The following is a 26,286-nucleotide window of genomic DNA, read 5'->3' on the forward strand; positions in this document are numbered from 1 at the left end:
TGGTCTTGTTTTTTTTGGGTGGGGGGGGGGGTGGGGGGGGGGCCCCCCCCCCCCCCCCCCACTACCGCGCGTGTCTCAGCCCTGGCCGGCGAACACCCGTTCCAGCACCTCGGACAGTTCGTCTTCCGAGAACGGCTTGGTGATGTAGGCCTTGGCGCCCTGGCGCATGCCCCACATGCGGTCGGTGTCCTGGTCCTTGGTGGTCACCAGGATCACCGGGATATGCCGGGTCGCCTCGTCGCGGGCGAGGGTGCGGGTGGCCTGGAAGCCATTGAGGTTGGGCATCACCACGTCCATCAGGACCAGGTCGGGCAGCTCGGTCTTGGCGGTTTCGACCCCGGCGGCGCCATCGGTGGCGGTCAGGATCTGGTGCCCGAGCTTCTCGACGATGCGCTGTATCCCCAACAGCTGCGACGGTGAGTCGTCGACGATCAGAATGCGTGCCATGTTGTTCCCCATGTAATGCCCGCAGTGTAGTGCGGGCCCATTACTGGCGGGAGGGGCGCATCTGCCGTCCGTCGCCTGCCTGCGACGTTCAGTCGATCCGCACCACGGTGCGGCCCAGCGAACCGCCCGCCAGCATCCGTTCGAACACGGCAGGAAGGCCATCGAGGCCGACTTCGGCGGTGCAGATGCGGTCCAGCTGCTGCGGCTTCCAGTCACTGCCCAGCCGCGACCACACTTCTTCGCGCAGCCCGCGCGGTGCATTGGCCGAGGACACGCCCAGCAGTGACACGCCGCGCAGGATGAACGGCATCACCGTCATGTCCAGCGTCGGGCTGGCTGCCAGGCCGGCACTGACCACGCTGCCGTAGGGCACCGTCTGTGCCAGCAGGCTGGCAAGCATGTCGCCTCCGGCATTGTCGAGGCCCCCGCCGAAGCGGGCCGACTGCAGTGGGCCGGTATCGGCCAACGCCGAGCGTGGCAGCACCTCGGCGGCACCGATGCCGTGCAGGAAGTCGGACTGCTCCGGCTTGCCACTGACCGCGTGCACCGTGTAGCCGGCACGGCTGAAGATGGACAGCGCCAGCGCGCCCACACCGCCGCTGGCGCCGGTGACCGCCAGCGGGCCGAGCTCCGGGGTCTGCCGGTTGTCCTGCAGGCGCAGCAGCGCCAGCGCCGCCGTGAAGCCGGCGGTGCCCAGCACCATTGCCTCGCGGGCACTCAGCCCGGCCGGCAGCGCGATCACCGCGCTCGATTCCAGCCGCACATACTGGCTGTAGCCGCCGTCGCGGGTTTCGCTGAGGCCGCAGCCGGTGGCCAGTACCGCATCGCCTTCACGCCAGGCCGGGTCGGTGGATGCCACCACGGTGCCGGCCACATCGATTCCGCCGACCAGCGGGAAGCGGCGCAGGATCCTGCCCTTGCCGGTGCCCGCCAGCGCGTCCTTGTAGTTGACCGAAGACCAGTGGGCGCGGATCAGTACCTGGCCGGGGTTGAGGTCGTCGACATTGAGCTGGGCCAGGCCGCTGCGGTAGCCGGCGGCGTCGTTTTCGATGCGGAAGGCGGTGAACGGGGTGGTGGGGGCCATCGGCGTTGCCTGACTTCGAGGAAAACGCCACCTTACCCCGTTGCCCCCCTTTCGATCCTGCCGATCCGCCCCATCTTGTATGATCGGTGATGGTTTCACGGCTGGTGGTGCGGGAAGGGCCCGCGCCGCAGCCCAAATCTTGATGGAGCGTGCATGGCCTGGAATACACCCGGCGGCAACAAGGGCGGACAAGGCCCCGAGGACAATCGACGCGGGCCCTTCGGGTCGCGCGGCGGTGGCAATGGTGGTGGCTGGGGCGGACTGCCCGGGCCGCTGAAGGACCTGTTCGACGGTGGCATCATGCGTTGGGTGGTGGCGGCTGTCGTGTTGCTGGTGCTGTTCTCCAGCTTCCAGCTGATCGGCGAACAGCAGCGTGGCGTGGTGCTGCGCTTCGGCCAGTTCTCGCGCATCCTGCAGCCCGGCCCGAACTTCAAGCTGCCGTGGCCGATCGAATCGGTCACCAAGGTCAATGCCACCGAGATCAAGACCTTCTCGATCCAGGTGCCGGTGCTGACCCGCGACGAGAACATCGTCAACGTCTCGCTGAACGTCCAGTACCGCATCGACGACCCGCAGCAGTACCTGTTCGGCACGGTCGATGCCAACCAGGTGCTGGAGCAGTCGGCGCAGAGCGCGGTGCGCGAGGAAGTCGGCCGTGCCGACCTCAACGCGGTACTGAACAACCGTGGCCCGCTGGCCGTGGCCGCCGAGGAGCGCCTGCAGGCACTGCTGAAGGCGTTCAAGACCGGCCTGACCGTGACCGGCCTGACCCTGCAGGACGCCCGTCCGCCGGAAGAAGTGAAGCCGGCCTTCGACGAGGTCAACGGTGCGCAGCAGGTCAAGGAACGCCTGATCAACGAAGCCCAGGCCTACGCCGCCAAGGTCGTGCCGGAAGCCCGAGGCCAGGCCTCGCGCGCCCGTACCACCGCCGAAGGCTACAAGCAGGCCGTGGTGTCCAAGGCCGAGGGTGACGCGCAGCGCTTCAGCCTGTTGCAGGCCCAGTACAAGGACGCCCCGGAAGTAACCCGCAAGCGCCTGTGGCTGGAGACCGTGCAGCAGGTGCTGAGCGAGAACCGCAAGGTGATCGGTGGCGATGGCCGCCAGCTGATCTACGTGCCGATGACCGGCGATACCCGTCCCACCACCTCGGCGCCGCCGGGAGTGACCAATCCGGAGGTGGTGATGCCGTCGCTGCCGGGTGCAGCGGCGGAAGCTTCCCGTGATCCGGGCCGGCCGGTGGGCCGCCCGACCGGGCGACCGAGCGGCCGTGAGGAGGGCAGCCGATGAAGAGTCCTATCTGGATCGCCGTGATCGTGGCGGTGGTGCTGGGCCTGCTCGGCTCGGTGTACGTGGTCCGTGAGGACCAGACCGCCATGGTCCTGAACCTGGGCAAGGTGGTGCGTTCGGACATCAAGCCGGGCCTGCACTTCAAGGTGCCGGTGGTGGAAACGGTGAAGGTCTTCGACCGCCGCTTCCAGGTGCTCGACACCGCCCCGGCGCGTTACTTCACCGCCGAGCAGAAGGACGTCAGCGTCGACTTCTTCGCCATCGGCTACATCTCCAACGTGGGTGACTACTTCCGTGCCACCGGTGGCGATCCGCGCATCGCCAACGCCCGCCTGGCACCGATCATCACCGACTCGCTGCGCAACCAGATCAACTCGCGCACCCTGCAGCAGCTGGTCTCCGGCGACCGCAGCGAGCTGATCGCCGAGCAGCTGAAGGGGATCAACGAAGCGGTGGCGGGCCTCGGCATGCAGATGATCGACCTGCGCATCAAGCAGGTGGACCTGCCCACCGACAGCCAGGTGATCAATGACGTGTACGAGCGCATGCGCGCCCAGCGCAAGCAGGAAGCGGCCAAGCTGCGTGCGGAGGGCGAGGAGCAGTCGCTGACCATCCGCGCCCAGGCCGACCGTGACAGCACCGTGCTGATCGCTGAGGCCGAGCGTGATGCACAGCGCCTGCGCGGTGAAGGCGACGCCGATGCGGCGCGCATCTACGGCAAGGCCGGCTCGGCCGACCCGTCGTTCTATGCGTTCTACCGCAGCCTGGAGGCCTACCGTGGCTCCATGACCGACGGCAACGGCGTGATCGTGCTCGACAAGAACGACCCGTTCCTGCAGTACCTGAAGAACGACCGCTGAGGTCGCAGGGCAGTACCCCACGGGGCCCGGCCAGATGCCGGGCCCCGTGCTTTTTCCGGAGTCCCCCATGAAAGATCTGTTCGCCGCCGTCTGCCTGGTGGCGGTGCTGGAAGGCCTGTTCCTGTTCGTCGCCCCGTTCGCCTGGAAGCGCATGGCCGAGCGCCTGCTGGACCTGCCCAGCCCAGCCCTGCGCAGCTTTGGCGGGCTGGTGCTGCTGGCCGGCCTGAGCCTGCTGTGGTGGGCGCGGCATTGAAAGGGTAGTGCCGGCCGCTGGCCGGCAACCTGGGATTGCCCACCAGCGGCCGCCTGCGTTCACATGCGTGGCCCGGCTCTGGTAGATGCCAACCTTGGTTGGCATTGCCGGCCAGCGGCCGGCACTACCGGGAGGCGCCTGACCGACCGGCACATGCGTGGTCCGGCTCTGGCAGATGCCAACCTTGGTTGGCATTGCCGGCCAACGGCCGGCACGACCGGGCGGGGCGGCTGACCGGCCGGTGAAGCCGTCCGTCGGAAAGGTGGCACCCGACCCCGGAAACCCGGATAATGCACAAAAGCCGGACGGGCCTCCCCGTTCGGCTTTTTCCGTGTCTGGGCCTTCCATCGCCGGCTGCTCCCCGTTTGGAGCCGCCCTCCAGGTGCTGGCCAGCCCCGCCACGGTTCAACCGTCCGCGGCCCCGATGGCCGCAACATATGAGGAGCCCGTCATGGGTCAGTCTGTCGTAGTGTTGGGTGCCCAGTGGGGCGATGAAGGCAAGGGCAAGATCGTCGATCTGCTCACTGAGGAAATCGGCGCCGTCGTGCGCTTCCAGGGCGGCCACAACGCCGGCCACACCCTGGTCATCAACGGTAAGAAGACCGTCCTGCACCTGATCCCGTCGGGCATCCTGCGTGACGATGCGCTGTGCCTGATCGGCAACGGCGTGGTGATCTCGCCGGCCGCGCTGCAGAAGGAAATCGCCGAGCTGGAAGCCTCCGGCGTGGAAGTGCGTTCGCGCCTGAAGATCTCCCCGGCCGCGCCGCTGATCATGCCGTACCACATCGCCCTGGACCAGGCGCGCGAGCGCGCTGCCGGCGGCAAGGCGATCGGCACCACCGGCCGTGGCATCGGCCCGGCCTACGAAGACAAGGTGGCGCGTCGCGGCATCCGCATCGCCGACCTGCATTACCCGAAGCAGCTGGAAGAACTGCTGCGCACCGCGCTGGATTACCACAACTTCGTGCTGACCAAGTATCTGAACACCGATGCGGTCGATTTCCAGAAGACCTTCGACGAAGCGCTGGCCTTCGGCGAATACGTGCAGCCGATGAAGTCCGACGTGGCCGGCATCCTGCACGACCTGCGCAAGCAGGGTAAGCGCGTGCTGTTCGAAGGCGCGCAGGGTGCGCTGCTGGACATCGACCACGGCACCTACCCGTACGTCACCAGCTCCAACACCACCGTCGGTGGTGCACTGGCCGGTTCCGGCGTCGGCGCCGATTCGATCGACTACGTGCTGGGCATCGCCAAGGCCTACGCCACCCGCGTCGGCGGCGGCCCGTTCCCGACCGAACTGGACGACGAAGTCGGCCAGGGCATCCGTGACCGCGGCGCCGAGTACGGTGCCTCGACCGGCCGTCCGCGTCGCTGCGGCTGGATGGACATCGTCGCGCTGAAGCGCGCCGTGGCCATCAACGGCATCAGCGGCCTGTGCATCACCAAGCTGGACGTGCTGGATGGCATGGAAAAGCTGAAGGTCTGCATCGCGTACGAATACAACGGCAAGCGCACCGAGTACGCGCCGCTGGACGCGCAGGGCTGGGAAGACTGCACCCCGGTGTACCTGGAGTTCCCGGGCTGGAGCGAGAACACCCACGGCATCACCAACTGGGACGACCTGCCGCCGGCCGCACGTGCCTACCTGCGTTCGCTGGAAGAGCTGGCCGGTTGCCCGATCAGCATCGTCTCCACCGGCCCGGACCGCGACCACACCATGGTCCTGCAGGATCCGTTCGCCTGAGGTAGCGCCGGGCGCTGCCCGGCGTAGGTGACAGTAAGAGCCCCGCGAAAGCGGGGCTTTTTCGTTACTGTGTCGGCACGGCCAGCAGGGAAATGACGTGATGACCCGGATGTCAGCGTGAAGGGCGTAACGGTGGTGCGGATCACCCTGTGGGTGATGTGGAGCCTGTGGGGCATCGCCTGCCTGGTACTGCTGCTGGGTGCGGCCGCCAATGCCCTGGCGTCGCGCACGCAGACGGTGCCGCTGGTGCTGAGTCCTGGCGCAACCGCCCAGATCACCGTCTACCGCCTTATCGATGACCAACTGCGGTTGCGCCTGCGCTATGCCGCGGACGGTACAGAGGCTGACCCCGAGGTGCTGCTGCACATCGAAACTCCGACCGATCAGAGAGACTTCCGCGCAGGGGAGCGTTCGGGAGTGGCCGGGCAGGGCATCAATCGCGCGCTGGCTTCGGTTGAGTCCAGCGGCCTTACGGCGTTCTACTTTGGCTATGGCCGCGGCGACGCATTGCCACGCGGCCGCTCATGGCTACGGGTCACCGTGCTGGAGGTGGACCCGGCGCTGGCCGGGCACGCGGCAGACATCGAGCTGCAGCCACCGCTGGACCTGCTGAAGCTGACCGACCTGGATTACATCTGGCTGTGGCCGTTCTTCTTCTGGAAGATGGCGGCGCTGTTCCTGCTGATTCCAGGGGCTGCGTTGGCTGTCTTTACTCTGGTGTTGAGGCGCTGGCAGCGCCGGGCGTCAGTGCCGCCGACTTCAGCAGGGGATAGGGGTTGATCGACTCTCCCTTCCACCACTGTTTTTCCGGTCCGAGCATGTGTACTTCGAAATGCAGGTGCGGCGCGTCGGCACTGGCATTGCCTGTGCTGCCCACGTAACCGATCACATCCCCGCGTTTGATCACCTGTTTTTCCGCCAGGCCATCGGCGTAGCGCTGCAGATGCGCGTAGTAGTAGCACCAGCGCCCGCTGGGCTCGAACTGGTAAATCGTCAAGCCGCCGCGCTCGCTGTCGAACAGTTTTTCCACCGTTCCATCGGCCACCGCCAGGACCGGCGTACCGGTATCGGCCATGATGTCGATCGCATCGTGTACGCGTCCTTCGCTGCGGGCATCGGTGAACGTATCGCGCAGCTGGGACGCATGGATACCCTGCACCGGCAGCAGCAGACCGGATGGTGCATCCGCAGTCTGCGCGGCCGACGGCGCGGTGTTGGCGGGTGGGGCTGTTGCGGGTGTCGCTACAGATTCCTTCGCCGGCGCCGCTGCCAGTGCCGATTGCGCTTGCGGCAGCGGGGCGGGTACCGGATCACCCGCATCGCGGTGCAGCCACCAGCCTGCACCCAGCCCCAGCAGAACGCCCAGCACGATCAGTTGCGAAAGGCGCATCGGCTCACTCCTGCATCACCACGGGTACCGAGGTATCCACGGCATCGGCCACGCGCTGCGCATCCCAGTTGGTCATGCGCACGCAGCCATGCGATTCGGTCTTGCCCACATGGCCGGGTTCGGGCGTGCCATGCAGGCCGTAATGCGGCTTGGACAGATCGATCCAGACCCGCCCGACCGGATTGTTCGGACCCGGTGGCAGGGTGGCCTTCTTTTCGCCCTTGCGGGCATCCCAGAACAGTTTCGGGTTGTAGTGGAACGGCGGGTCGCGGTAAACGCCCAGGATCTTCCATTCGCCGATCGGTAACGGGTCGTGCTGGCTGCCCGACGACACCGGGACCTGTGCGATCACCTTGCCCTGCGCATCCAGCAGCTGCAGCGTGGAGTCGGATTTGTCGACCACGATCTTCGCCGCCTTCGGCAATGCGGCCAGTGCGATGTTGGGTACCTGGATGCGGCTGCCAGCCTTGGTCAGGTCCACGCCGGGATTGAGCACTTTCATCAGCTCAGGGGAGGCATGGAAGCGCTCGCCGAGGGCTTCTTCCACACTGCCGTAGCCCAGCGATGTGAGCTTGGCCTGGGCGGCGGGCCCTTTCGGAGTGGCCTGGAACGGACCGGCAACATCCTCAGCAGTCAGCGTGTAGCTGGCCAGCGGCCCAACGGTATCGGCCTGCAGGGCCTTCCAGGTGGCGTCGTCCAGTTCACCCGTTACGTCCAGCCCATGCGCTGCCTGGAAACCCGACACCGCGCGTCGCTGGTTGCTGCCCACTTCGCCATCGATCTGGCCAGGGGAGAAGCTCGCGCGATCCAGCAGCACCTGGGCGTGCAGCGCGGAGTGGGGTGCGGTGTCCGGTCCGGCCGTTTCGGCAATGGGTGCGGGCAAGTGGGGCGGCGGCGCCTGCGCGAAGGCTGGCGACGCCAGCAGCGAGAGAGCGAGCAGGGTGGATCGGGACACGGGCAAGGGCATTGGGATCTCCAGCAGGTCACGCCACCACCTTGCCCGCAGCAGCCGCCGAGCCACCGTGAAAGGGATCTGATGCCCGCATGAGCAGCCATGGGTATTGCAGCCGTGTCCAGCGCGCAGGTGCTGCTGCGCAGGGGGCTCACCAAGGTGAACGGTGGCCGACGCCGTCGACGGACGGCGATCAAGATTGCCTGCCGGGCCGCCGATAAGGGCGCATCCCCCCGTTTTGGATACCCCCATGAACTACTTGAGGAACGTCAGGGTTGCCTGGCGTCTTGGGCTGGGCTTTGGCCTGTTGCTGCTGCTGGTTGCCGCCGTGGTGGCCACCGGCGCCACCGCCAGTGTCGTGCAGAAGCGCGCGATGCAGCAGGTGGTCGACGTCAGCGTGGCCAAGGTGCGGCTGCTGTCGCAGATGCTCGATGCCAACAACCAGATGATGGTCGTGCGCCGCGAAATGCTGATTCGCCAGGGCGAAGACCGTGGCAGCGACGAGAAGCGCATTGCCGACCTGGTCAAGCGCTACGAGGCCAGCTGGACCGCCTACCAGGCGCTGCCCAGCGACGCCGACGGCAAGGCCATCGCGGAAACCATCGCCGCCAAGCGTGCCATTGCGCGTCCACTCAACAAGCAGACCAGCGAACTGATGGAGCATGGCGACTACCCGGGCGCCGTGGCGCTGACCCTGGGCCCGGTGCAGGAAGCGGCCAATGGCTGGAACAAGGCGCTGTCCGATGGCGTGGACTTCGAAGAGAAGGAAAGCCGTGAGGCAGCCGCCGAGGCGATCCGCCTGGGTGAGCGCAGCCTGCTGCAGCTGCTGGTGCTGGGCGGCGTCGCGCTGCTGGTGGGCATCGGTGCCTCGGTGATGATCGGCCGCAGCCTGACCGGTCCGCTGGCCCGCGCGGTGAACCTGGCCGAGCGCCTGTCCAAGGGACAATTGGACCAGGAGTTCCGCCTTGGCGGCCGTGACGAACTGACCCAGCTGGGCGAGGCGATGGCCAGCGTGCGGCAGAGCGTGCAGGCGGCGATCGGCGCACAGCTGCAGATGGCTGAGCAGCATGAGGCGGGCGCGATCCGCTATCGCATGGACGTCACGGCGTTCCCCGGTGACTTCGGTCGCATGGTGCAGGCCACCAACAGCTTGGTCGAATCGCACGTGCAGGTGGAACTGCTGATGGCCGAGGTGATGCAGCGCTACGCCATCGGCGACCTCAGCCGTGACCTGCCCGACTACCCGGGCGAGAAGGGCACGCTGACCCGTACCCTGGCCGCGGTGAAGCAGAGCCTGATGGCGATCAACGCGCAGATCGATGAATTGGCCCGCGCCGCACGCGCCGGTGATTTCAGCATGCGTGGTGATGCCGCTGCGTTCCAGTACCAGTTCAAGGCGATGGTCGAACATCTCAACGGCATGATGGCCAGTTCACAGGCCAGCATCGCCGATGTCTCCGACGTGCTGCGCGCGATCTCGCACGGCGACCTGACCGCACGCATGGACGGCGAGTACGACGGCGTGTTCGCACGCATGCGCGACGATGCCAACACCACCACCGCACAGCTGACCGGCATCGTGCATGGCATCCAGGTGGCTGCCGACAGCATCAACAACGCGGCGCAGGAACTGGCCGCCGGCAACAACGACCTGTCGCGCCGTACCGAGCAGCAGGCAGCCAATCTGGAAGAAGCGGCCGCATCGATGGAGGAACTGACCTCCACCGTGCGCCAGAACGCCGAGCTGGCGCGTCAGGCCGACAGTGAAGCGCATGCGGCCGGTGCCGCCGTGCGCGAGACCGAGCAGGCGATGGCACAGATGGCCTCGGTCATGGGTGAGATCGACCAGTCCTCGGCACGCATCTCGGAAATTTCGACGGTGATCGATGGCATCGCGTTCCAGACCAACATCCTGGCGCTGAATGCTGCGGTGGAAGCGGCGCGTGCAGGTGAGCAGGGGCGTGGATTCGCCGTGGTCGCCAGTGAAGTGCGGACGCTCGCGCAGCGTGCCGGTGTCGCCGCCAAGGAGATCAAGGAACTGATCGAAGATGCCGCTGCCAAGGTGAAGAGCGGCCTGGCAGTGACCGTTGAATCGGAAGCCGCGATCGCCCGCGTAGCCCAGGCAAGTTCGCGCACCACCCAGCTGATGAGCGACATCGCAGCGGCAAGCAAGGAACAGGCCGCCGGTATCGAGCAGGTCAACCAGGTGGTGGTGCAGATGGACCAGGTGACCCAGCAGAACGCTGCGCTGGTGGAAGAAGCCACCGCGGCGAGCCGCGCGCTGGAAGAACAGGCGCATGCGCTGACCACGTCAGTTTCGGTGTTCAAGGTGGAGCAGGGCGCGCGCATGCCCATCATGCCTGCGCAGGCGGCGTAAGCAACCTGCGACTGGATGTTGGATGGCGCCCTGCATGCGCTCCCGCGTGCAGGGCGTCGATGCGCGCAACCGGTCCGTGCCGCTGGCTAGCGCCCGCGCGCGGCGCGTTCGATCAGCCAGCCGGCTGCGTACAGCAACAGCAGTGTTGGCGGAAGCAGCACTGCATACGCGGTCGACCAGGGTTTGCCGTACAGCAGGCTGCCTGCGCCGATGGCATCGAGTGCGGCGGACTGTAGGGTGATGGGGAGCGCCATCAGGATATAGGTGCCCTTCGGGTCCGCGTCCGACTGCGCGCCGTGAACCAGCCATGCGGTCAACAGCAGGTAGACCACGCAAAGCGCAAGACCGGTCCAGCTCAGTAATCGCCGCATCTTCATTCGCATGCCTCCGTTCAACGGACGTCGAAGCGAGCCTGCAGAGGCAGGCTCACATTCCGCAGCAGATCCCTGACCACCACCTGCGCAGTCCATGTGCCTTTCGGATCACTGGCCTCGGCGACGAACTTCAGGTGCAGGTTGGCCATGTACAACAGGGTTGGCGGGCCGGGCAGGGCAGTGGTGAAACAGGGAACATCGGGTTCGTCGATACTGGTACTGCCGTCCGGACGTAGCATGCGCAGATCGCAGTGCACCTTGGGTACGCGGTTCTCGTCCAGTTGCGGGTTGGACAGGAATGTCAGCAAGAACAATTCACCGCCCAGGTGGACTTCGTTGGCCTCGGTAAAACCGGGAGTGGTCTCCGGTGGGGTTTCCCACTTGGCCTGCCAGTCGGCATCGGAGGTAACCAGCAGCGATGCAGCAAAGCCACCGCTGGATTTCATAGCACCGGTCTCCGGCATCGCCTTGCCGTCCCCGTTTATCCAACCATCGCTGGCGGAGCTGTTCAGTGGCAGCATCATGGCCATCATGGCCATCATGGCCAGCGCGTAGGTCCATCGCACCAACGGCTCTCCTTGGCAGCCGCGTTCCGCGGCAGAGCGGGCAGTATTGCTCAACCTTGACCGGCAAAGCAGCCGGAGAGCCGGAGCAGAGGTTCCGTTGCATGCCGATGTGGGTGATGCTTGTCAGCAAAGGAGGTGACATGGGAATCGGGAGCGAGGAAAAGCCGGGCTGTGATTCAGCATCGGCTGCGCCGCAGCACGTGCTGATGCTGCCCGGCCTGGATGGCTCCGGCAGCCTGTCCACCCCGTTTCTGTCAGCACTTCAGGCTCATGGGCTGACGACGCAGGCGACTACGCTACCTGCGCAGGGAGGGCAGGATCACGCCACGCTAGCCCAACGGCTGTGGTCGCAGCTGCCCGGCCATCCCTTCATCCTGCTTGCCGAGTCCTTCTCGGGCCCGTTGGCAGTTGAACTGGCCACGCGACACCCTACCGGGCTGCGCGGACTGGTGCTTGCCTCGACCTTTGCGCGTCGGCCGGTGCCATTGCCGGCAGCCAGCGCAGCCCTGCTGTCGCCGGCTTGGCCTCTGCCTCCCGTGGCGTTGCTGGCGCGCCTGCTGCTGGGGCGGTGGCGCACCCGCGAGCACATGTCGATGCTGCGCGATGCGTTGGTCCAGATTCCGGCGATCACGTTGCGGCAACGCGCCGCAGCGACCCTGCGGGTCGACGTACGCGCATTGCTGTCGGCAATCGAAGTGCCGACGCTGTGCCTGCACGCGTGCCATGACCGCCTGCTGTGGCCGCCCAGCGTGGCAGAGCTGCAGGCCCTTTTGCCGGATGCTCGTCATGTTTCGCTGGAAGGGCCGCATCTGCTACTCCAGGCGCGCGCCGACGCAGCTGCAGCCGAAGTTGCCGCGTGGATGAGGACGCTGTCGCCCTGATCGAAGGGCTCAGCCGCGCGCGCGGGTACGTGCTGCCTTCTTCGCTGCCACCCTGCGCACGGTCTTCTTTGCCGCACGGGTCTTCGCTGCCTTCTTCGCGGCAGCACTACGCGAGGCGGGAGTGCTGGCCTTCTTGGCCACCGTCTTCTTTGTCGTCTTCTTTGTGGCTGTCTTGCGAGCCGGTGCCTTCTTAGCCGCCGCCTTCTTCGCAGGTGCCTTCTTCGCTGCCGTCTTGGGTGTGGCCTTCTTTGTAGCGGACTTCCTGGCAGGCGCCTTCTTGGCAGCGGTCTTGCGGGTCGCCTTCTTCGTACCCTTGCGTGCGCTGCCGCTACGCTTGCCGCCGCCATCCTGCTTGTTCACGGTAGCCCAGGCAATACGCTCGGCCGTGCCTTCGCCGGCACCGCGCTCGCGCTCGCTTTCCTCGATGTGCTCGGCCTGGCGCTTCTGTTTGTCGGTATATGCGGATTTGTCACCACGGGGCATGACGGTTCTCCTGTCGTTGTAGTCAGGCCAGCAGGCGCAGCTTGGGTTCACGCGCCCATTGGCGGGTGGCGGCGACCGCCAGGAAGGCCTTGGCATCTTCCGCTTCGACGATGCCGGCATCGTTGCCGACCCTTGCTGCCTTCAGCAGCGCATGGCCGCCGGCATCGCTGGCAATGGCCTTCAGGTGCGCCCACGCCTGGCTGACGAATTCGATGGCTGCACTCTCTTTCGACAAAGCCTTCGCGGCCTCCGGGCTGAGCACTGCGGCCACCGCATCGAACACGGCCGAGGGGGTGCCCGCCAGCTGCCCATCCGCCGCCTGCAAGGCGCCATCGCTGAGCGTGGCGCCACCCACTTTGGGGGCGACCAGCTTCACGTCTGCACCTGCTTTCCTGGCTGCTTTGCTCAGGCTGGCAATGATGCGAGCGTCGGAGCCTTCATCGAACAGGATGCCGATGCAGCGACCCTGCAGGGTAGGCTTGTTGCGCCCGATCACTCGCACCTCGGGAGCGGGGGGCATGTCCCGCACCGGGGTGGCAGTCGGCGCGGGGTCGGGCAGTGCAGGCAACGCCAACCCGTCGGCCACGCGCTGTGCCAGTGAGTCGTCGATATTGCGCAGGTGGCTGAGGGTACGCACCCGCACCTTCAGCGTTTCCACCTTGGACAACTCGAACACCAGCGCCGATGCCAGATGGGCCTGTTCCGGCTTTTCAAGGCTACGGAAGAACATGCGGGCCTGGCTGTAGTGGTCGGCAAAGCTCTCCGCGCGGATGCGGCCCTTGCGGCCATCGTCCGTGCTGGCGTGACTGCGGAATCCGCTTGAGGCCTCGCGCGGTGTGTCTTCCTGCAGCGAGCTGGGATCGTAGGCCACCCGGCCCTTGGGCACCTGCATCTGCATGTGCCCGTCGCGCTGATGATTGGAAAACGGGCACTTCGGAGCATTCACCGGGATCTGGTGGAAGTTGGGGCCGCCCAGGCGCAGCAGCTGGGTGTCCAGATAGGAGAACAGGCGCCCCTGCAGCAGCGGGTCGTTGCTGAAGTCAATGCCGGGCGGCACGTTGGCCGGGCAGAACGCCACCTGCTCGGTCTCGGCGAAGAAGTTGTCCGGCCAGCGGTCCAGCACCATGCGGCCGATGACCTGCAACGGCACCAGTGATTCGGGAATGATCTTGGTCGGGTCCAGATGATCGAACGGGAATGCGTCGGCCTCTTCTTCCGTAAACAGCTGCACTGCCAGCTCCCATTCCGGGAAGTCACCGCGCTGGATGGCCTCGAACAGGTCACGGCGATGGAAGTCATTGTCGGCCGACTGCAGCTTCAGCGCTTCGTCCCAGACCGTTGACTGGATGCCCAGCTTCGGCCGCCAGTGGAACTTGACGAAGGTCGACTCACCTGCCTCGTTCAGCAGGCGGAAGCTGTGCACGCCGAAGCCTTCGATCATTCGCAGCGAACGCGGAATGGCACGGTCGCTCATTGCCCACATGATCATGTGCATCGACTCGGGCATGAGCGAGATGAAATCCCAGAAGGTGTCGTGGGCCGTGGCCGCCTGCGGGAAGGCACGGTCCGGTTCCATCTTCACCGCGTGCACCAGGTCCGGGAATTTCATGGCGTCCTGGATGAAGAACACCGGGATGTTGTTGCCGACCAAGTCCCAGTTGCCCTCCTTGGTATAGAACTTGACCGCGAAGCCGCGCACGTCGCGCGGGGTGTCCACCGAGCCTGCGCCACCGGCTACCGTCGAGAAGCGGGTGAACACGGGTGTCTTCACGCCTACCTCGGTCAGGACGCGCGCGCGGGTATGCGCTTTCAGCGATCGGGTCAGTTCGAAGTAGCCATGTGCTGCGCTGCCACGTGCGTGCACGATGCGCTCGGGAATGCGTTCGTGATCGAAGTGGGTGATCTTCTCGCGCAGGATGAAGTCCTCCAGCAGCGTGGGCCCCCGAGCTCCCTGCCGCAGGGAGTTCTGGTTGTCCGCCACCGGGATGCCCTGATCGGTGGTCATCACCGGATGGCTGCCCCCGGCCTGCTGGTGCAGTTCATCACCGTTGCCCCGGTGTTGGTTTTCAGCGTGGGTGGTTGCGCGCTTGCCGGTCGGCTTGCTGGCGGCCATTGACGTTGGCTCCGGAGGATCTGAAAGAGAACCACGACACTGGAACCGAGCCCGTTAAACCGAGGTCCGGCAAAGGTGAACGTACAGGCAAAAGCAGGCTCGGGTATGCTTGCCCCATGCGAGTCGAGCCCGCCGACATCGAAGCCCTGTTCGACGCCATCCCGGATGTGCTGTTCTTCATCAAGGACCTTCAGGGGCGTTACACCCACGTCAACCAGACCATGCTGCGGCGGCTGGGTCTGCGCGCGCGCAAGGACGTGATCGGGCGTACCGCGGCCGAGATCTACCCGACCGGCCTCAGTGCGGACTACGTCGACCAGGACGCCCGCGTGCTGTCCGGTGAGGTGATCGAGAACCTGATGGAGCTGCACCTGTTCGCCAACCGCGAACCGGGCTGGTGCCTGACCTGCAAGCGCCCGCTGGTGGTCGATGGGGCCATCGAGGGCCTGATCGGCATATCCCGCGACCTTGGCCAGAAGGACAGCCTGGGCACCCAATACGAGCAGCTGCGGCTGGCCCTGGCCCACCTCAATGCGCACTACGCCGAGAACGTGCGCATGCAGACCCTGCTGGACATCACCGGCTTCTCGCTGTCCAAGCTGGAGCGCAGCTTCCGCAAGGTGTTCCAGATGACCCCGCAGCAGGTGCTGACCCGGCTGCGGATCCAGATGGCCATGCACCTGCTGCACGGTGACGACAGCATCGCCTGCATCGGCCAGGCCTGCGGTTTCAGCGACCAGAGCGCCTTTACCCGCAAGTTCAAGGCTGAAACCGGTTTCTCGCCGCGCGCCTACCGGGCCCGTATTGGTGGCAACGTCGGCGAGCCGGCGCTGGCCTGAGCCGCCTGCTGCGCTGTGCCTATCCCCGTGGGCACGGGACAGGGTAAGGTGTCGCCCCTGTAGCCGCCGCCAGCCCTGCCGATGCCCAACTCGATTCCGACCGCTTCGCCGTCCCGCCTCGGGCACTCGCTCAAGCCCCGCCAGCTGATCATGATGGGCCTGGGCAGCGCCATCGGCGCCGGCCTGTTCCTCGGCTCGGGCGTGGGTGTACAGGCAGCCGGCCCGGCGGTTCTGGTGTCGTATCTGGTCGCTGGTGCGCTGGTGATCATCGTGATGAACGCACTGGGCGAGATGGCGGCGGCCAAGCCGACCAGTGGCGCGTTCTCGGTCTATGCCGCTGATGCCATGGGCGCCACCGCCGGCGCCACCGTGGGCTGGCTGTGGTGGGTGCAGCTGGTGATCGTGATCGCCGCCGAGGCGGTAGGCGCGGCCGGGCTTCTTGCCACGGTCTGGCCGGCGATACCGGTACCGATGGCGGCGCTGGCCTTCATGCTGTTCTTCACCGCGATCAATCTGCTCGGGGTGAAGAACTTCGGCGAGTTCGAATTCTGGTTCGCCATCCTCAAGGTGGTGGCGATCCTGGCCTTCATCGCCATCGGTGTGGCGCTGCTGATGGGCTGGCTGCCGCAGGTCACCTCGCCGGGCTTGAGCAACTTCACCGAGCATGGCGGCTTCGCGCCGAAGGGGCTGGCCGGCATCGGCACGGCGCTGCTGGTTGTCGTTTTTGCCTTTGGCGGCACCGAGATCGTAGCCGTCGCTGCGGCCGAAACCGAAGATCCCGAGCGCAGCATTGCCCGTGCCATCCGCACCGTGGCCTGGCGCATCCTGGTGTTCTACATCGGCTCGCTGAGCGTGATCATCGCCGTGGTGCCGTGGACCAGCGAGGCGCTGAAGTCGCCGTTCGCTGCGGTGCTGGATATCGCCCGCATCCCGGGCGCGGGTACGGCCATCACCCTGATCGCGGTGATCGCACTGCTGTCGGCACTCAATGCCAACCTCTACGGCGCCTCGCGCATGATGTATTCGCTGGCGCAGCGCCGCGAGGCACCGGCGGTGCTCGGCTGGACCGACCCGCGCCAGGTGCCGGTGATCGCCGTGCTGGCCAGCGTGCTGTTCGGCTTTGCCGCCACGGTGATGGAACTGCTGTTCCCGGACCGGGTGCTGCCGGTGCTGCTGAACATCGTCGGTTCCACCTGCCTGCTGGTGTGGACGCTGTCGCTGGTGTCGCAGCTGGTGCTGCGTCGCCGCGCGGATCGCCTGGGTACCCGCCTGCCGTTCCGCATGGCCGGCTTCCCGTGGCTGACCTGCTGCGCGCTGGCGATCCTGGCACTGATCTTCGGCCTGCTGCTGAGCGAGTCGCACACCCGCCTGCAGTTCCTGTCGATGGTGGCGTTGACCGCCACGATCGCCACCAGCAGCGCCATCGCACGGCGCATGCGCGAGGCGTGATTGAAGCTGCCGGCCAGCGGCCGGCACTACCACGGGGGCTGCACATCCGCCGTGCCATCCTGATCGTGTGGGCCGTCCGCGGCCCGTCGACCAGGAGTACCGCATGCTGCGCAGCCGCCCCTTCCTGATGTTCACCGGCCAGGCTGAGGCCGCCCTGGCCCTGTACGCCGAAGCCTTTGCCGACTTCCGCCTGCTGGCCCTGCAACGGCACCCCGAGGGAGCCGGCGCCGGCGTGCCCGGGCAGGTGCGCCAGGCCATCTTCCTGCTCGGCGGCACCCATTACCTGTGCTTTGACAGCCTGGATGTGCACGATTTCACATTCTCGCCGTCGATCTCGCTGTTCGTGGAGTGCTCCGGCGCCGAGCAGTTCGAACGTGCCGCACGCGTGCTGGGTGAGGGCGGCCATTGGTTGATGCCGGTAGGCGACTATGACTTCAGCAACCGCTACGGCTGGGTGCAGGACCGCTTCGGCGTGTCGTGGCAGTTGAGCCTGGGGCAGATGCCGGATCCGTGATCGGATGTTTGTGGGTGTGGACCTTGGTCCACACGCGCTTATGAAAACGGCCCGCTTGCGCGGGCCGTTCTGTTTACCGATGCAGCGAGGAATCACGCCTCGACTTCATCGTCCTTGTAGGCATCGACCGGGATGCAGGCGCACATCACGTTCTTGTCGCCGTACACGTTGTCGACACGGGCCACCGGCGGCCAGTACTTGCTCTGCTTCAGGCTGGCCAGCGGGAACGCAGCCAGTTCACGCGGGTAGGCGTGGGTCCATTCGCTGGCGGTCACGGCGGTCGCGGTATGCGGCGCGTTCTTCAGCGGGTTGTCCTCGCGGTCCAGGCGGCCGTCTTCGATCGCGGTGATCTCCTCGCGGATCTGGATCATCGCGTCGATGAAGCGATCCAGCTCGTGCAGCGACTCGCTCTCGGTCGGCTCGACCATCAGCGTGCCGGCCACCGGGAAGCTCAGGGTCGGGGCGTGGAAGCCGAAGTCGATCAGGCGCTTGGCCACGTCCTCGGCGCCGATGCCGCTGGTCTTCTCCAGCGGGCGTACGTCCAGGATGCACTCGTGTGCCACCAGGCCGTTGCGGCCGGTGTAGAGGGTCTTGAAGTGCGGGGCCAGGCGCTTGGCGATGTAGTTGGCGTTGAGCTGCGCGACCTGGGTGGCCTTGCGCAGGCCGTCGCGGCCCATCATCGCGATGTACATCCAGCTGATCGGCAGGATCGAGGCGCTGCCGAAGCTGGCGGCGCTGACCATGCCGACCGGGCCGTTGTCACCCAGCTTGCCTGGCAGGAACGGCGCCAGGTGCTCCTTGACCGCGCACGGGCCGACGCCCGGGCCGCCACCACCGTGCGGGATGCAGAAGGTCTTGTGCAGGTTCAGGTGCGAAACATCCGAACCCCACTTGCCCGGCTTGGCCACGCCGACCAGGGCGTTCATGTTGGCACCGTCGGTGTACACCTGGCCGCCGTGCTTGTGGATGATCTCGCAGATCTCCACCACCTCTTCCTCGAACACGCCGTGCGTGGACGGGTAGGTCATCATGATCGCGGCCAGGCGGTCGCTGTACTTCTCGGCGTTGAGGCGGATGTCCTCGACGTCGACGTTGCCGTTGGCATCGGTTTTGGTCACCACCACCTTCATGCCGCACATCTGTGCCGAGGCCGGGTTGGTGCCGTGCGCCGAGTCCGGAATCAGGCAGATATCGCGATGTTCCTCACCGCGCGAGCGGTGGTAGGCGCGGATCGCCAGCAGGCCGGCGTACTCGCCCTGCGCGCCGGAGTTCGGCTGCAGGCTGACCGCGTCGTAACCGGTGCATTCCACCAGCATCGCTTCCAGCGTGTCGATCAGTTCCTTGTAGCCCAGCGCCTGGTCGGCCGGCACCAGCGGGTGGATCTGCGAGAACTCCGGCCAGGTCACCGGAATCATCTCGGCGGTGGCGTTGAGCTTCATGGTGCACGAGCCCAGCGGGATCATCGTGCGGTCCATTGCCAGGTCCTTGTCGGCCAGCGAACGCAGGTAGCGCAGCAGCTCGTGCTCGCTATGGTGGGTGTTGAACACCGGGTGGGTCAGGAACGCGGACTGGCGCAGCAGGCCGGCCGGCAGCGCATCGGCAGTGCTGGCATCCAGTGCGTCGACGTCCAGCGAGGCACCGAACACGGCAGCCACGGCGACGATGTCGGCGCGGGTAGTGGTCTCGTCCAGGCTGATGCCGACCGAGTCGCTGTCGATCGCGCGCAGGTTGTAACCGGCGGCGCGTGCCTTGGCGTGGATCTCATCGGCATGCACGCCGGTGACATGCAGGGTGTCGAAGAAGTCGCCACCGACCTGCACGCCGGCGTTGCGCAGCGCGGCGGCCAGGATCGAGGCCAGGCGATGGGTGCGGCGGGCGATGCGGGTCAGGCCGTCCGGGCCGTGGTAAACGGCGTACATCGAGGCCATCACCGCCAGCAGCACCTGTGCGGTGCAGATGTTGGACGTGGCCTTCTCGCGGCGGATGTGCTGCTCGCGGGTCTGCAGGGTCAGGCGGTAGGCCGGGTTGCCCTGCGCGTCGATCGAGACGCCGATCAGGCGGCCCGGCATCGAGCGCTTGTAGGCGTCACGGCAGGCCATGAAGGCGGCGTGCGGGCCACCGAAGCCGAACGGCACGCCGAAACGCTGGCTGTTGCCGACCACGATGTCCGCGCCCCATTCGCCCGGGGCGGCCAGCAGGGTCAGGGCCAGCAGGTCGGTGGCCACGGCCACCAGTCCGCCGCGTGCGTGCACGGCATCGACCAGCGCCTTGTAGTCGCCGACCTGGCCGAAGGTATCCGGATACTGCAGCAGCAGGCCGAAGGCTTCCGCTTCCAGCGCTTCGGCCGGCGTACCCACGCGCAGCACGATGCCCATCGGTTCGGCGCGGGTGCGCAGCAGTTCCAGCGTCTGCGGGTGCACGGCGTCGTGCACGAAGAAGGTGTCCGACTTCGACTTGGCCGAACGCTTGGCCAGGGTCATCGCTTCGGCGGCGGCAGTGGCTTCGTCCAGCAGCGAGGCGTTGGCGATTTCCATGCCGGTGAGGTCGGCGCACAGGGTCTGGAAGTTGATCAGCGCTTCCATGCGGCCCTGCGAGATTTCCGCCTGGTACGGGGTGTAGGCGGTGTACCAGGCCGGGTTTTCCAGGATGTTGCGCAGGATCACGTTCGGCGTGTGGGTACCGTAGTAGCCCTGGCCGATGAAGCTGCGCAGCACGGTGTTCTTGTCGGCGATCGCACGGATCTTCGCCAGTGCCTGCACTTCAGTCATCGACTCCGGCAGCGCCAGCGGCGCCGGCGACTTGATCTTGGCCGGTACGATGGCATCGGTCATGCCATCCAGCGACGCGTGGCCGACGACATCGAGCATCTGCGCGATCTCGGCGTCGTTGGGGCCGATGTGGCGCTCGACGAACGCATTGTGGTGCTCGAGCTCACGCAGGGAAGGGGTGTTCTGGGACATGGCGAAGGATCCGTCAGGAAAGGGCACACGCACGGGCACAAGCCGCCGGTCGGCGGTCTGCGGGGCGCCCCTCTGTCCTTTTGCCTGAGAGTTTAAAAGCGCGGCGGACCGCAGCTTCGTGCCCCTTCGGCGCCGGATCGAACCGGTCTCTCCAGAGTTCTGTTACGGGTGGTATCGGGCCTGAGCGATTACGGGCGTTGCGCCTTCGGCAGCGGTGTTCCGCTTCTCCCACCGTGTTGCCCGCTGATTATAGCCCGTTGCGGGCCCGCCGGCCGCCTCCAGGCATGGCCGCCGCGCCTGAATGGCCGATGGCCCGGCCGTGCGTTTTGTGCACCTCTGCATGGCATCGGGCGCAATCCCCACCTATGATGGGTGGATACCCGAATTCATCTGGCGCCGTCCCTGCAGAAGGGGACCGGCGCCCGCCGTGCGTGCCGCGCATGGCCCTGCCGGACGCCTTCCCCATGACCGCCGCTGTTGCTCCCTCCACCCGCCGCATGGCCCTGCTGCTCGCCGGTCTGGCCATGTTCGGTCCGTTCTCGATCGACACCATCTTCCCGGCGTTCCCGCAGCTGGCCCAGCGCCTGGCGGTGGACGAGGTGGCGGTGCAGCAGACCATCAGCGTGTACCTGCTGTTCTACGGCCTGATGAGCCTGGCGCACGGTCCGCTGTCCGATGCCTGGGGCCGCAAGTGGGTGATCCTCGGTGGCCTGGTGGTGTTCGTCGGCGCCTCGGTCGGCTGCGCGCTGTCCACCGACCTGACCACGCTGCTGGCGTTCCGCGCGCTGCAGGGCCTGTCGGCGGGTGTCGGCATGATCGTCGGCCGCGCGGTGATCCGCGATCTCTACCATGGCCACGACGCGCAGCGCCTGATGAGCCAGGTGTCGATGCTGTTCGGCATCGCCCCGGCCATCGCACCGATCATCGGTGGCTGGATCCTGCTCAGTGGCGCCGGCTGGCCGCTGATCTTCTGGTTCCTGGTGGTGTTCGGGCTGGTCCTGCTGGCGGCCACTGCGCGCTACCTGCCGGAGACCCATCCGGTCGAAGCACGCGTGCCGTTGTCGCCGCGCACGTTGATGCGTGACTACGTACGCATCGGCTTCAATCCGCGCTTCCTGCGCCTGGCGCTGGCCGGCAGCATCGGTTTCGGTGGCATCTTCCTGTACATCTCCTCGGCGCCGGTGTTCGTGATGCAGCACCTGCACCTGGGCGAGGGCGGCTTTGCGTGGCTGTTCATTCCCACCATCGGTGGCATGACCACCGGCTCGTTCCTGTCCGGGCGCATGGCTGGGCACACTACGCCCACCCGCCAGGTGTCCATTGGGTTCGGCCTGTGCGCGTTGTCGGTGCTGCTGAACGTCGGCTACGTGGCGCTGTCGCCGCAGTTCGTGCTGCCGTGGGCAGTGCTGCCGATCTTCCTGGGCGGCATGGGCATGGCGCTGATCTTCCCGATCCTGGCGCTGGCGGTGCTGGACATGTACCCGCACCAGCGCGGCCTGGCCTCGTCGCTGCAGGCGTTCGTGCAGCTGATGATCAGTACCGTGGTGGCCGGCGTGGTGTCGCCGCTGCTCAGCGCCAGCCCGCTGCACCTGGCCCTGGGCCAGGCCGCGTTCTTCGGCGCCGGCTTCGTGTTCTGGTACTGGGAACACCAGCGCGAGCGCGCGGCGCAGGCAGCCTGCACGGGCCATTGAGCAGCGCGCAGGGGTAGGGCGGACGGGGATGCCGGCACATCCTTGCAGCCGCGGACAACCGGACTAGGCTGGGCATTCCAGCCAGCCGGTGCGTGGATGCACGACAGCCAGCCAATCCGATGTCGTTGCATGAGGTTCCCCCATGGCTGCGCAGCAGACCTACCGCCTGTTCGAGGTGGCGCTGAAGGAGCGCCGCGTTCTTTCCCCTTCCCTGGACCGCATGGTGTTCACCGGTGCCGACGTGGCGCGGATGAAAACCGAAGGCCCGGATCAGCGCATCAAGGTGTTCTTCCCCTTGCCCGGCCAGGAGGTGCCGCAGGTCCCCAGCGGTGACGACTGGTACCCACGCTATCGGGCCCTGCCGGACGATCAGCGCCCGCCGATGCGCACCTACACCATCCGCCAGTTGCGTGCGGAGCAGGGCGAGGTCGACGTCGATTTCGTCATCCACGGGGTGACCGGACCCGCTTCGCGCTGGGCCATGCATGCACGGCCGGGCGATCGCGTGGTGCTGCTGGCCCCGGACGCCGACTGCGCCGAGAGCAGCGAAGGCTGGGAGTGGAAGCCACCGGCCGGTGTTGGCCAGGTGCTGCTGGTGGCTGACGAGACCGCGCTGCCGGCAGTGGCCGGCATTCTCGAGGAACTGGCGGCCATGGTGGATCCGCCGCGCACGCTGGCCCTGCTGGAAGTGGCGCAGGCCGGTGATGCGGTTCCCCTGAAGGCGCCGGCCACGGCCGAGCTGGTGTGGTTGCCGCGTGGGCAGGCCGCCTATGGCCAGCCGCTGCTGCAGGCGGTCCAGGAACGGCTGTCAGCGACCTCGAGCGTGCCTGCTGGCGATGCGCTGGAGGAGATCGACGTCGATACGCAGATCCTCTGGGAGCAGGCCGACACCTGCGTGGCCGGGCCGCTGTACGCCTGGGTGGCGGGCGAGGCGGGGGCGGTGATGGCGATCCGCCGCCACCTGGTGCGCGATTGCGGGCTGGACCGCCGCGCGATCACCTTCATGGGCTACTGGCGGCACGGCAAGGTGCTGGACTGACCATACTGGATCGAGCACGCGTGAAGCAGCGCTGCGGGCGGGGTGCGCTATCCTTGCGCCCCCCTTCGCAGCGGTACCGCACCATGTCCACCAGCTCCAAGACCCGCCGCGACCAGCGCCGTCGCCAGGAAAAGCAGGCCGCCAACAAGGCCGCCGCGCAGGCATCGCCGGTGGAACCGCATGCCGAGCTGCGCGATGCGCAGCGCACCCTGCTGGCCGGTGTCGTGCGCCGTGACGGCGAATGGGTGCTGGGCATGGACGGCCGCATCGCTGGCCACAGCGAGAGCGCTGCGCAGGTGCTGGCGCTGATCATGCAGGCCGGTGAACTGCACGAGCGCAACGGCACGCCGGTGCGCCTGATGTACTCCGATGCGCTGCGCGATGCCGCACAGGCCGAAGCGAAGGAGAAGGGCCAGACCTTCGAGGAATTCAAGGCCGAGCTGGCTGCAGCGATGGCGGCGAAGAAGAACAGCTGACAGGCATTTCGGTAGAGCCGGCCGCTGGCCGGCTGCCAGACAGATGTCCACCGTGCAGTTGCCGGCCAGCGGCCGGCACTACCGGAAAGGGGCGGATCCTCGCGGACCCGCCCCTTTTCTCATTTCGCCGCCGGGGCCGCGTTGGCCTGCCAGCCGCACATCTGGCCTTCGTTTGATTGCTGTTTCGGTAGAGCCGGCCGCTGGCCGGCTGCCCGTTGGGTCTTCATCGCGTAGTCGCCGGTCAGCGGCCGGCACTACCGGAAAGGGGCGGATCCTTGCGGACCCGCCCCTTTTCTCATTTCGCCGCCGGGGCCGCGTTGGCCTGCCAGCCGCACATCTGGCCTTCGTTCTGCTGCTTCAGCCATTCGTTGACCGGGCTGAAGTACTCGATCATCGGGCCGGCATCGAGCTTGTCGGTGCCGGTCAGTTCCTTCAGTGTGGCCTGCCACGGCTGGCTGGCACCCTTGCTCAGCATCGCCCAGTACTTCTGGCCGGCTTCCTTGTTGCCGTAGAAGGTGCACTCATGCAGCGGGCCCTTGTAGCCGGACGCGTCGCACAGGCCCTTGTAGAACTGGAACTGCAGGATGCGCGCCAGGAAGTAGCGGGTGTACGGGGTGTTGCCCGGCACGTGGTACTTCGCGCCCGGATCGAAGAACTCTTCGCCACGGGTGCTGGCCGGCGCCACGCCCTGGTACTTGGCCTTCAGGTCCCACCACGCCTTGTTGTAGTTGTCGGCGGTGATCGAGCCATCGAACACGCCCCAGCGCCAGCGGTCGATCATCAGCCCGAACGGCAGGAACGACACGCCCGACAGCGCCATGCGCATCTGGTTGTTGATGACCGCTTCGCGGCTCTCGGTCGGCGCATCAACCAGGCCGATCGAGCTGAGGTACTTGGGCGTCATCGCCAGCACGATGGTGTCGCCGATCGCTTCATGGAAACCATCGTTGGCACCGCCCTGGAACAGCGGCGGCAACGGGTTGTAGGCCAGGTCGTAATAGATGTGGCCCAGCTCGTGGTAGATGGTGGTGAAGTTCTCTTCGTTCGGCTTGATGCACATCTTGGTGCGCACGTCGCCTTCCATGTTCATGTCCCAGGCGCTGGCGTGGCAGACCACGTCGCGGTCGTCAGGCTTGATGAACTGGGTCTTTTCCCAATACGACTGCGGCAGCGACGGCATGCCCAGCGACACGTAGAAGTCCTGGGCGCGCTCGGTCATCTGCTTGGCGGTACGCAGTTCGGCCTCGCGCTGTGCCTTGTACTGCGCCGCTACGTTGGCATCCTTGCCGGCCTTGGCCAACGCCGCGCTCAGGTTGGTCTGGTACTGCTTTTCAAGCGCTGCAGTGATGTCCAGGCTGCCGGCACCCGGATACGGCTCCAGCTGGTCCCACAGATTCGACCAGTCCTGCTGCCACATGTTGCCCAGCAGGTGTGCGGCGATCAGGCCATTGCCCACTTCCGCCTTGTCCTTGCCGTAGGTCTTGTCCAGCTTGCCGCGTGCGTAGCAGTGCAGCTGCTCGTACATCGGCTTGACCTGTTCCCACAGGCGGTCGGTTTCCGGGCCGATCTGCTCCGGCGGCATGTCGTAGCCGCTGCGCCACATCTGGCCGGCATCGGTGAAGCCCATGCCCTTGGCACCTTCGTTCACCAGACCGACAAATTTCTGGTAGTCGCCGCGCATGCTCTTGGTGGTGCTGTGCCAGCCCTGCCAGGCGTCGAGCTGCTTGTCGTAGTCGCGGCTGCGTGCCAGCACCTGCTCCAGCTCGCCCAGCTGGCGGCAGGAGTTGGGATCGTTGGCATCGGTGCAGTACTTGCCGGCACCGTAGCTGCCTTCCATGCGGGTGGCGATCTGGGTCAGCTCGGCCAGCTTGGCCGGGTCACGCGGTGCCGGCATCGAGGACATCAGCTTCAGCAGGTGGATCGCGCGCTTGCTGTCCTCGCTCATCGGCTTGCCATCGAACTTGGCGGCCTGTTCGATCCAGCTGTTGAGCTGGGTCAGCGAGCGCTCGTTGGCCTTGGCCGCGATGCGTTCCGAATCACTGTTGATGTAGGTGGAGGACAGCCACTGCGCCGAGGTCATCTCCGGGTAGGCGGCCTTGAACTCGGCATTGATGCGGGCCACGAACTGGTCGGCGGTTTCGCCGGCCGGGGCGCTGCTGCTGGCGGTATCGGTGCCTGGGGCAGCTTCCTTCTTGCAGGCGGCCAGGGCCAGCGTGGCGGCGGCGATTGCCGAGGCCAGCAGGAGATGACGGTGTTTCACGGGCGGTCCTTGGGTGGTGAACGACGGCCGAAGGCTAGTGGGCAGTCGCCGCCACCGCAAGTGGCGGAAGTCGGTTGGGTTCGGCAGGGCTGCGCCCTGCACCTGCCGAAGCCTTCAAGCAACGTCAACGTCAGAAGCGGGTATTCCGTGGTTTGGCGGGGCGGTGTCGGAGTGCGGGGACGCCGCAAGTACGTCCCTGTAGGCTTGGCAGCCGCATCCATGCGGCTGACACCCCGCACTCCGACAC

Annotated in this window: 23 protein-coding genes and 1 riboswitch; of the genes, 13 read left to right on the top strand and 10 right to left on the bottom strand. The window is 66.6% G+C overall.

What is annotated here, in order from left to right:
- Nucleotides 1–75: 75 nt before the first annotated feature.
- Both pilH and ABE423_RS16305 read right to left on the bottom strand, forming a co-directional pair.
- Nucleotides 76–447 (bottom strand): twitching motility response regulator PilH, encoded by a 372-nt coding sequence (gene pilH, locus ABE423_RS16300; protein WP_293795362.1) that lies wholly within the window; start codon nucleotides 445–447, stop codon nucleotides 76–78.
- An 88-nt stretch (nucleotides 448–535) separates the two neighbouring features.
- Nucleotides 536–1,531 (bottom strand): YhdH/YhfP family quinone oxidoreductase, encoded by a 996-nt coding sequence (locus ABE423_RS16305; RefSeq protein ID WP_346486750.1) that lies wholly within the window; start codon nucleotides 1,529–1,531, stop codon nucleotides 536–538.
- Nucleotides 1,532–1,684: 153 nt separating this feature from the next.
- Here ABE423_RS16305 and hflK point away from each other — a divergent pair, with 153 nt between their 5' ends.
- The 5 genes from hflK to ABE423_RS16330 all read left to right on the top strand — a co-directional run bounded on the left by hflK (nucleotide 1,685) and on the right by ABE423_RS16330 (nucleotide 6,455).
- Nucleotides 1,685–2,818: an FtsH protease activity modulator HflK gene (gene hflK / locus ABE423_RS16310; RefSeq protein WP_049401370.1), complete on the top strand. Its 1,134-nt coding sequence runs from the start codon at nucleotides 1,685–1,687 to the stop codon at nucleotides 2,816–2,818.
- The gene (locus tag ABE423_RS16315; protein ID WP_010482785.1) at nucleotides 2,815–3,678 is read left to right on the top strand and encodes a protease modulator HflC; all 864 of its coding nucleotides are present in this window, start codon (nucleotides 2,815–2,817) and stop codon (nucleotides 3,676–3,678) included. Before hflK ends, ABE423_RS16315 begins: the two co-directional genes overlap by 4 nt.
- A gap of 67 nt (nucleotides 3,679–3,745) precedes the next feature.
- Entirely contained in the window at nucleotides 3,746–3,931 is a 186-nt protein-coding gene (locus tag ABE423_RS16320) for a DUF2065 family protein (RefSeq protein WP_005410640.1), read from the top strand.
- A gap of 451 nt (nucleotides 3,932–4,382) precedes the next feature.
- A complete protein-coding gene (locus tag ABE423_RS16325) occupies nucleotides 4,383–5,675 on the top strand; it encodes an adenylosuccinate synthase (RefSeq protein WP_014038120.1) in 1,293 nt (430 codons plus the stop codon).
- Nucleotides 5,676–5,792: 117 nt separating this feature from the next.
- On the top strand, nucleotides 5,793–6,455 hold the full coding sequence (locus ABE423_RS16330; RefSeq protein WP_125895319.1) for a hypothetical protein: 663 nt from the start codon (nucleotides 5,793–5,795) through the stop codon (nucleotides 6,453–6,455).
- Here the strand turns inward: ABE423_RS16330 and ABE423_RS16335 are convergent.
- Together ABE423_RS16335 and ABE423_RS16340 are read right to left on the bottom strand one after the other, a co-directional pair.
- Entirely contained in the window at nucleotides 6,385–7,065 is a 681-nt protein-coding gene (locus tag ABE423_RS16335; protein WP_125895318.1) for a M23 family metallopeptidase, read from the bottom strand. The two genes, ABE423_RS16330 and ABE423_RS16335, sit on opposite strands and share 71 nt — an antisense overlap.
- Before the next feature lie 4 nt (nucleotides 7,066–7,069).
- Nucleotides 7,070–8,032 carry a murein L,D-transpeptidase gene (locus ABE423_RS16340; protein ID WP_125895317.1) on the bottom strand — a complete coding sequence of 321 codons (963 nt, stop codon included), beginning with the start codon at nucleotides 8,030–8,032 and terminating at the stop codon, nucleotides 7,070–7,072.
- A gap of 235 nt (nucleotides 8,033–8,267) precedes the next feature.
- Here ABE423_RS16340 and ABE423_RS16345 point away from each other — a divergent pair, with 235 nt between their 5' ends.
- Nucleotides 8,268–10,394, top strand: a complete 2,127-nt coding sequence (locus tag ABE423_RS16345; RefSeq protein WP_346486754.1) for a methyl-accepting chemotaxis protein — start codon at nucleotides 8,268–8,270, stop codon at nucleotides 10,392–10,394.
- Nucleotides 10,395–10,480: 86 nt separating this feature from the next.
- Here the strand turns inward: ABE423_RS16345 and ABE423_RS16350 are convergent, their stop codons facing one another.
- Together ABE423_RS16350 and ABE423_RS16355 are read right to left on the bottom strand one after the other, a co-directional pair.
- The gene (locus tag ABE423_RS16350) at nucleotides 10,481–10,771 is read right to left on the bottom strand and encodes a hypothetical protein (protein WP_107432237.1); all 291 of its coding nucleotides are present in this window, start codon (nucleotides 10,769–10,771) and stop codon (nucleotides 10,481–10,483) included.
- Nucleotides 10,772–10,785: 14 nt separating this feature from the next.
- Complete coding sequence (locus ABE423_RS16355; protein ID WP_125895315.1) at nucleotides 10,786–11,334, bottom strand: hypothetical protein; 549 nt, start codon at nucleotides 11,332–11,334, stop codon at nucleotides 10,786–10,788.
- Nucleotides 11,335–11,474: 140 nt separating this feature from the next.
- Between ABE423_RS16355 and ABE423_RS16360 the strand changes: the two genes are divergently transcribed.
- Entirely contained in the window at nucleotides 11,475–12,215 is a 741-nt protein-coding gene (locus tag ABE423_RS16360; protein ID WP_346486762.1) for an alpha/beta hydrolase, read from the top strand.
- 9 nt (nucleotides 12,216–12,224) lie between these two features.
- Here ABE423_RS16360 and ABE423_RS16365 read toward each other — a convergent pair whose 3' ends face one another.
- Nucleotides 12,225–12,698, bottom strand: coding sequence for a hypothetical protein (locus ABE423_RS16365; RefSeq protein ID WP_197616335.1), 474 nt, complete (start codon nucleotides 12,696–12,698; stop codon nucleotides 12,225–12,227).
- A 22-nt stretch (nucleotides 12,699–12,720) separates the two neighbouring features.
- Entirely contained in the window at nucleotides 12,721–14,811 is a 2,091-nt protein-coding gene (locus ABE423_RS16370; protein ID WP_125895313.1) for a catalase, read from the bottom strand.
- Nucleotides 14,812–14,927: 116 nt separating this feature from the next.
- Here ABE423_RS16370 and ABE423_RS16375 point away from each other — a divergent pair, with 116 nt between their 5' ends.
- From ABE423_RS16375 to ABE423_RS16385, 3 genes are all read left to right on the top strand, one after another.
- Nucleotides 14,928–15,650, top strand: a complete 723-nt coding sequence (locus ABE423_RS16375; protein ID WP_032127825.1) for an AraC family transcriptional regulator — start codon at nucleotides 14,928–14,930, stop codon at nucleotides 15,648–15,650.
- Between the two features lie 81 nt (nucleotides 15,651–15,731).
- On the top strand, nucleotides 15,732–17,099 hold the full coding sequence (locus tag ABE423_RS16380) for an amino acid permease (protein WP_125895312.1): 1,368 nt from the start codon (nucleotides 15,732–15,734) through the stop codon (nucleotides 17,097–17,099).
- Between the two features lie 103 nt (nucleotides 17,100–17,202).
- Nucleotides 17,203–17,613 (top strand): VOC family protein, encoded by a 411-nt coding sequence (locus tag ABE423_RS16385; RefSeq protein WP_005418291.1) that lies wholly within the window; start codon nucleotides 17,203–17,205, stop codon nucleotides 17,611–17,613.
- Between the two features lie 92 nt (nucleotides 17,614–17,705).
- Here the strand turns inward: ABE423_RS16385 and gcvP are convergent, their stop codons facing one another.
- On the bottom strand, nucleotides 17,706–20,573 hold the full coding sequence (gene gcvP, locus ABE423_RS16390; RefSeq protein ID WP_125895311.1) for an aminomethyl-transferring glycine dehydrogenase: 2,868 nt from the start codon (nucleotides 20,571–20,573) through the stop codon (nucleotides 17,706–17,708).
- 62 nt (nucleotides 20,574–20,635) lie between these two features.
- Nucleotides 20,636–20,738: riboswitch (glycine riboswitch) on the bottom strand.
- 299 nt (nucleotides 20,739–21,037) lie between these two features.
- Here gcvP and ABE423_RS16395 point away from each other — a divergent pair.
- The 3 genes from ABE423_RS16395 (at nucleotide 21,038) to ABE423_RS16405 (ending at nucleotide 23,779) form a co-directional block, all read left to right on the top strand.
- On the top strand, nucleotides 21,038–22,264 hold the full coding sequence (locus ABE423_RS16395) for a multidrug effflux MFS transporter (RefSeq protein ID WP_126928402.1): 1,227 nt from the start codon (nucleotides 21,038–21,040) through the stop codon (nucleotides 22,262–22,264).
- 142 nt (nucleotides 22,265–22,406) lie between these two features.
- Nucleotides 22,407–23,303 (top strand): siderophore-interacting protein, encoded by an 897-nt coding sequence (locus tag ABE423_RS16400; protein ID WP_346486759.1) that lies wholly within the window; start codon nucleotides 22,407–22,409, stop codon nucleotides 23,301–23,303.
- A gap of 83 nt (nucleotides 23,304–23,386) precedes the next feature.
- Nucleotides 23,387–23,779, top strand: coding sequence for a hypothetical protein (locus ABE423_RS16405; RefSeq protein ID WP_008265644.1), 393 nt, complete (start codon nucleotides 23,387–23,389; stop codon nucleotides 23,777–23,779).
- Nucleotides 23,780–24,074: 295 nt separating this feature from the next.
- Here ABE423_RS16405 and ABE423_RS16410 read toward each other — a convergent pair whose 3' ends face one another.
- On the bottom strand, nucleotides 24,075–26,039 hold the full coding sequence (locus ABE423_RS16410; RefSeq protein ID WP_125895308.1) for a M2 family metallopeptidase: 1,965 nt from the start codon (nucleotides 26,037–26,039) through the stop codon (nucleotides 24,075–24,077).
- Between the last annotated feature and the right edge of the window lie 247 nt (nucleotides 26,040–26,286).

The organism is Stenotrophomonas sp. TWI1409, assembly GCF_039673015.1.
In the GTDB taxonomy this organism is placed as follows: domain Bacteria; phylum Pseudomonadota; class Gammaproteobacteria; order Xanthomonadales; family Xanthomonadaceae; genus Stenotrophomonas; species Stenotrophomonas maltophilia_A.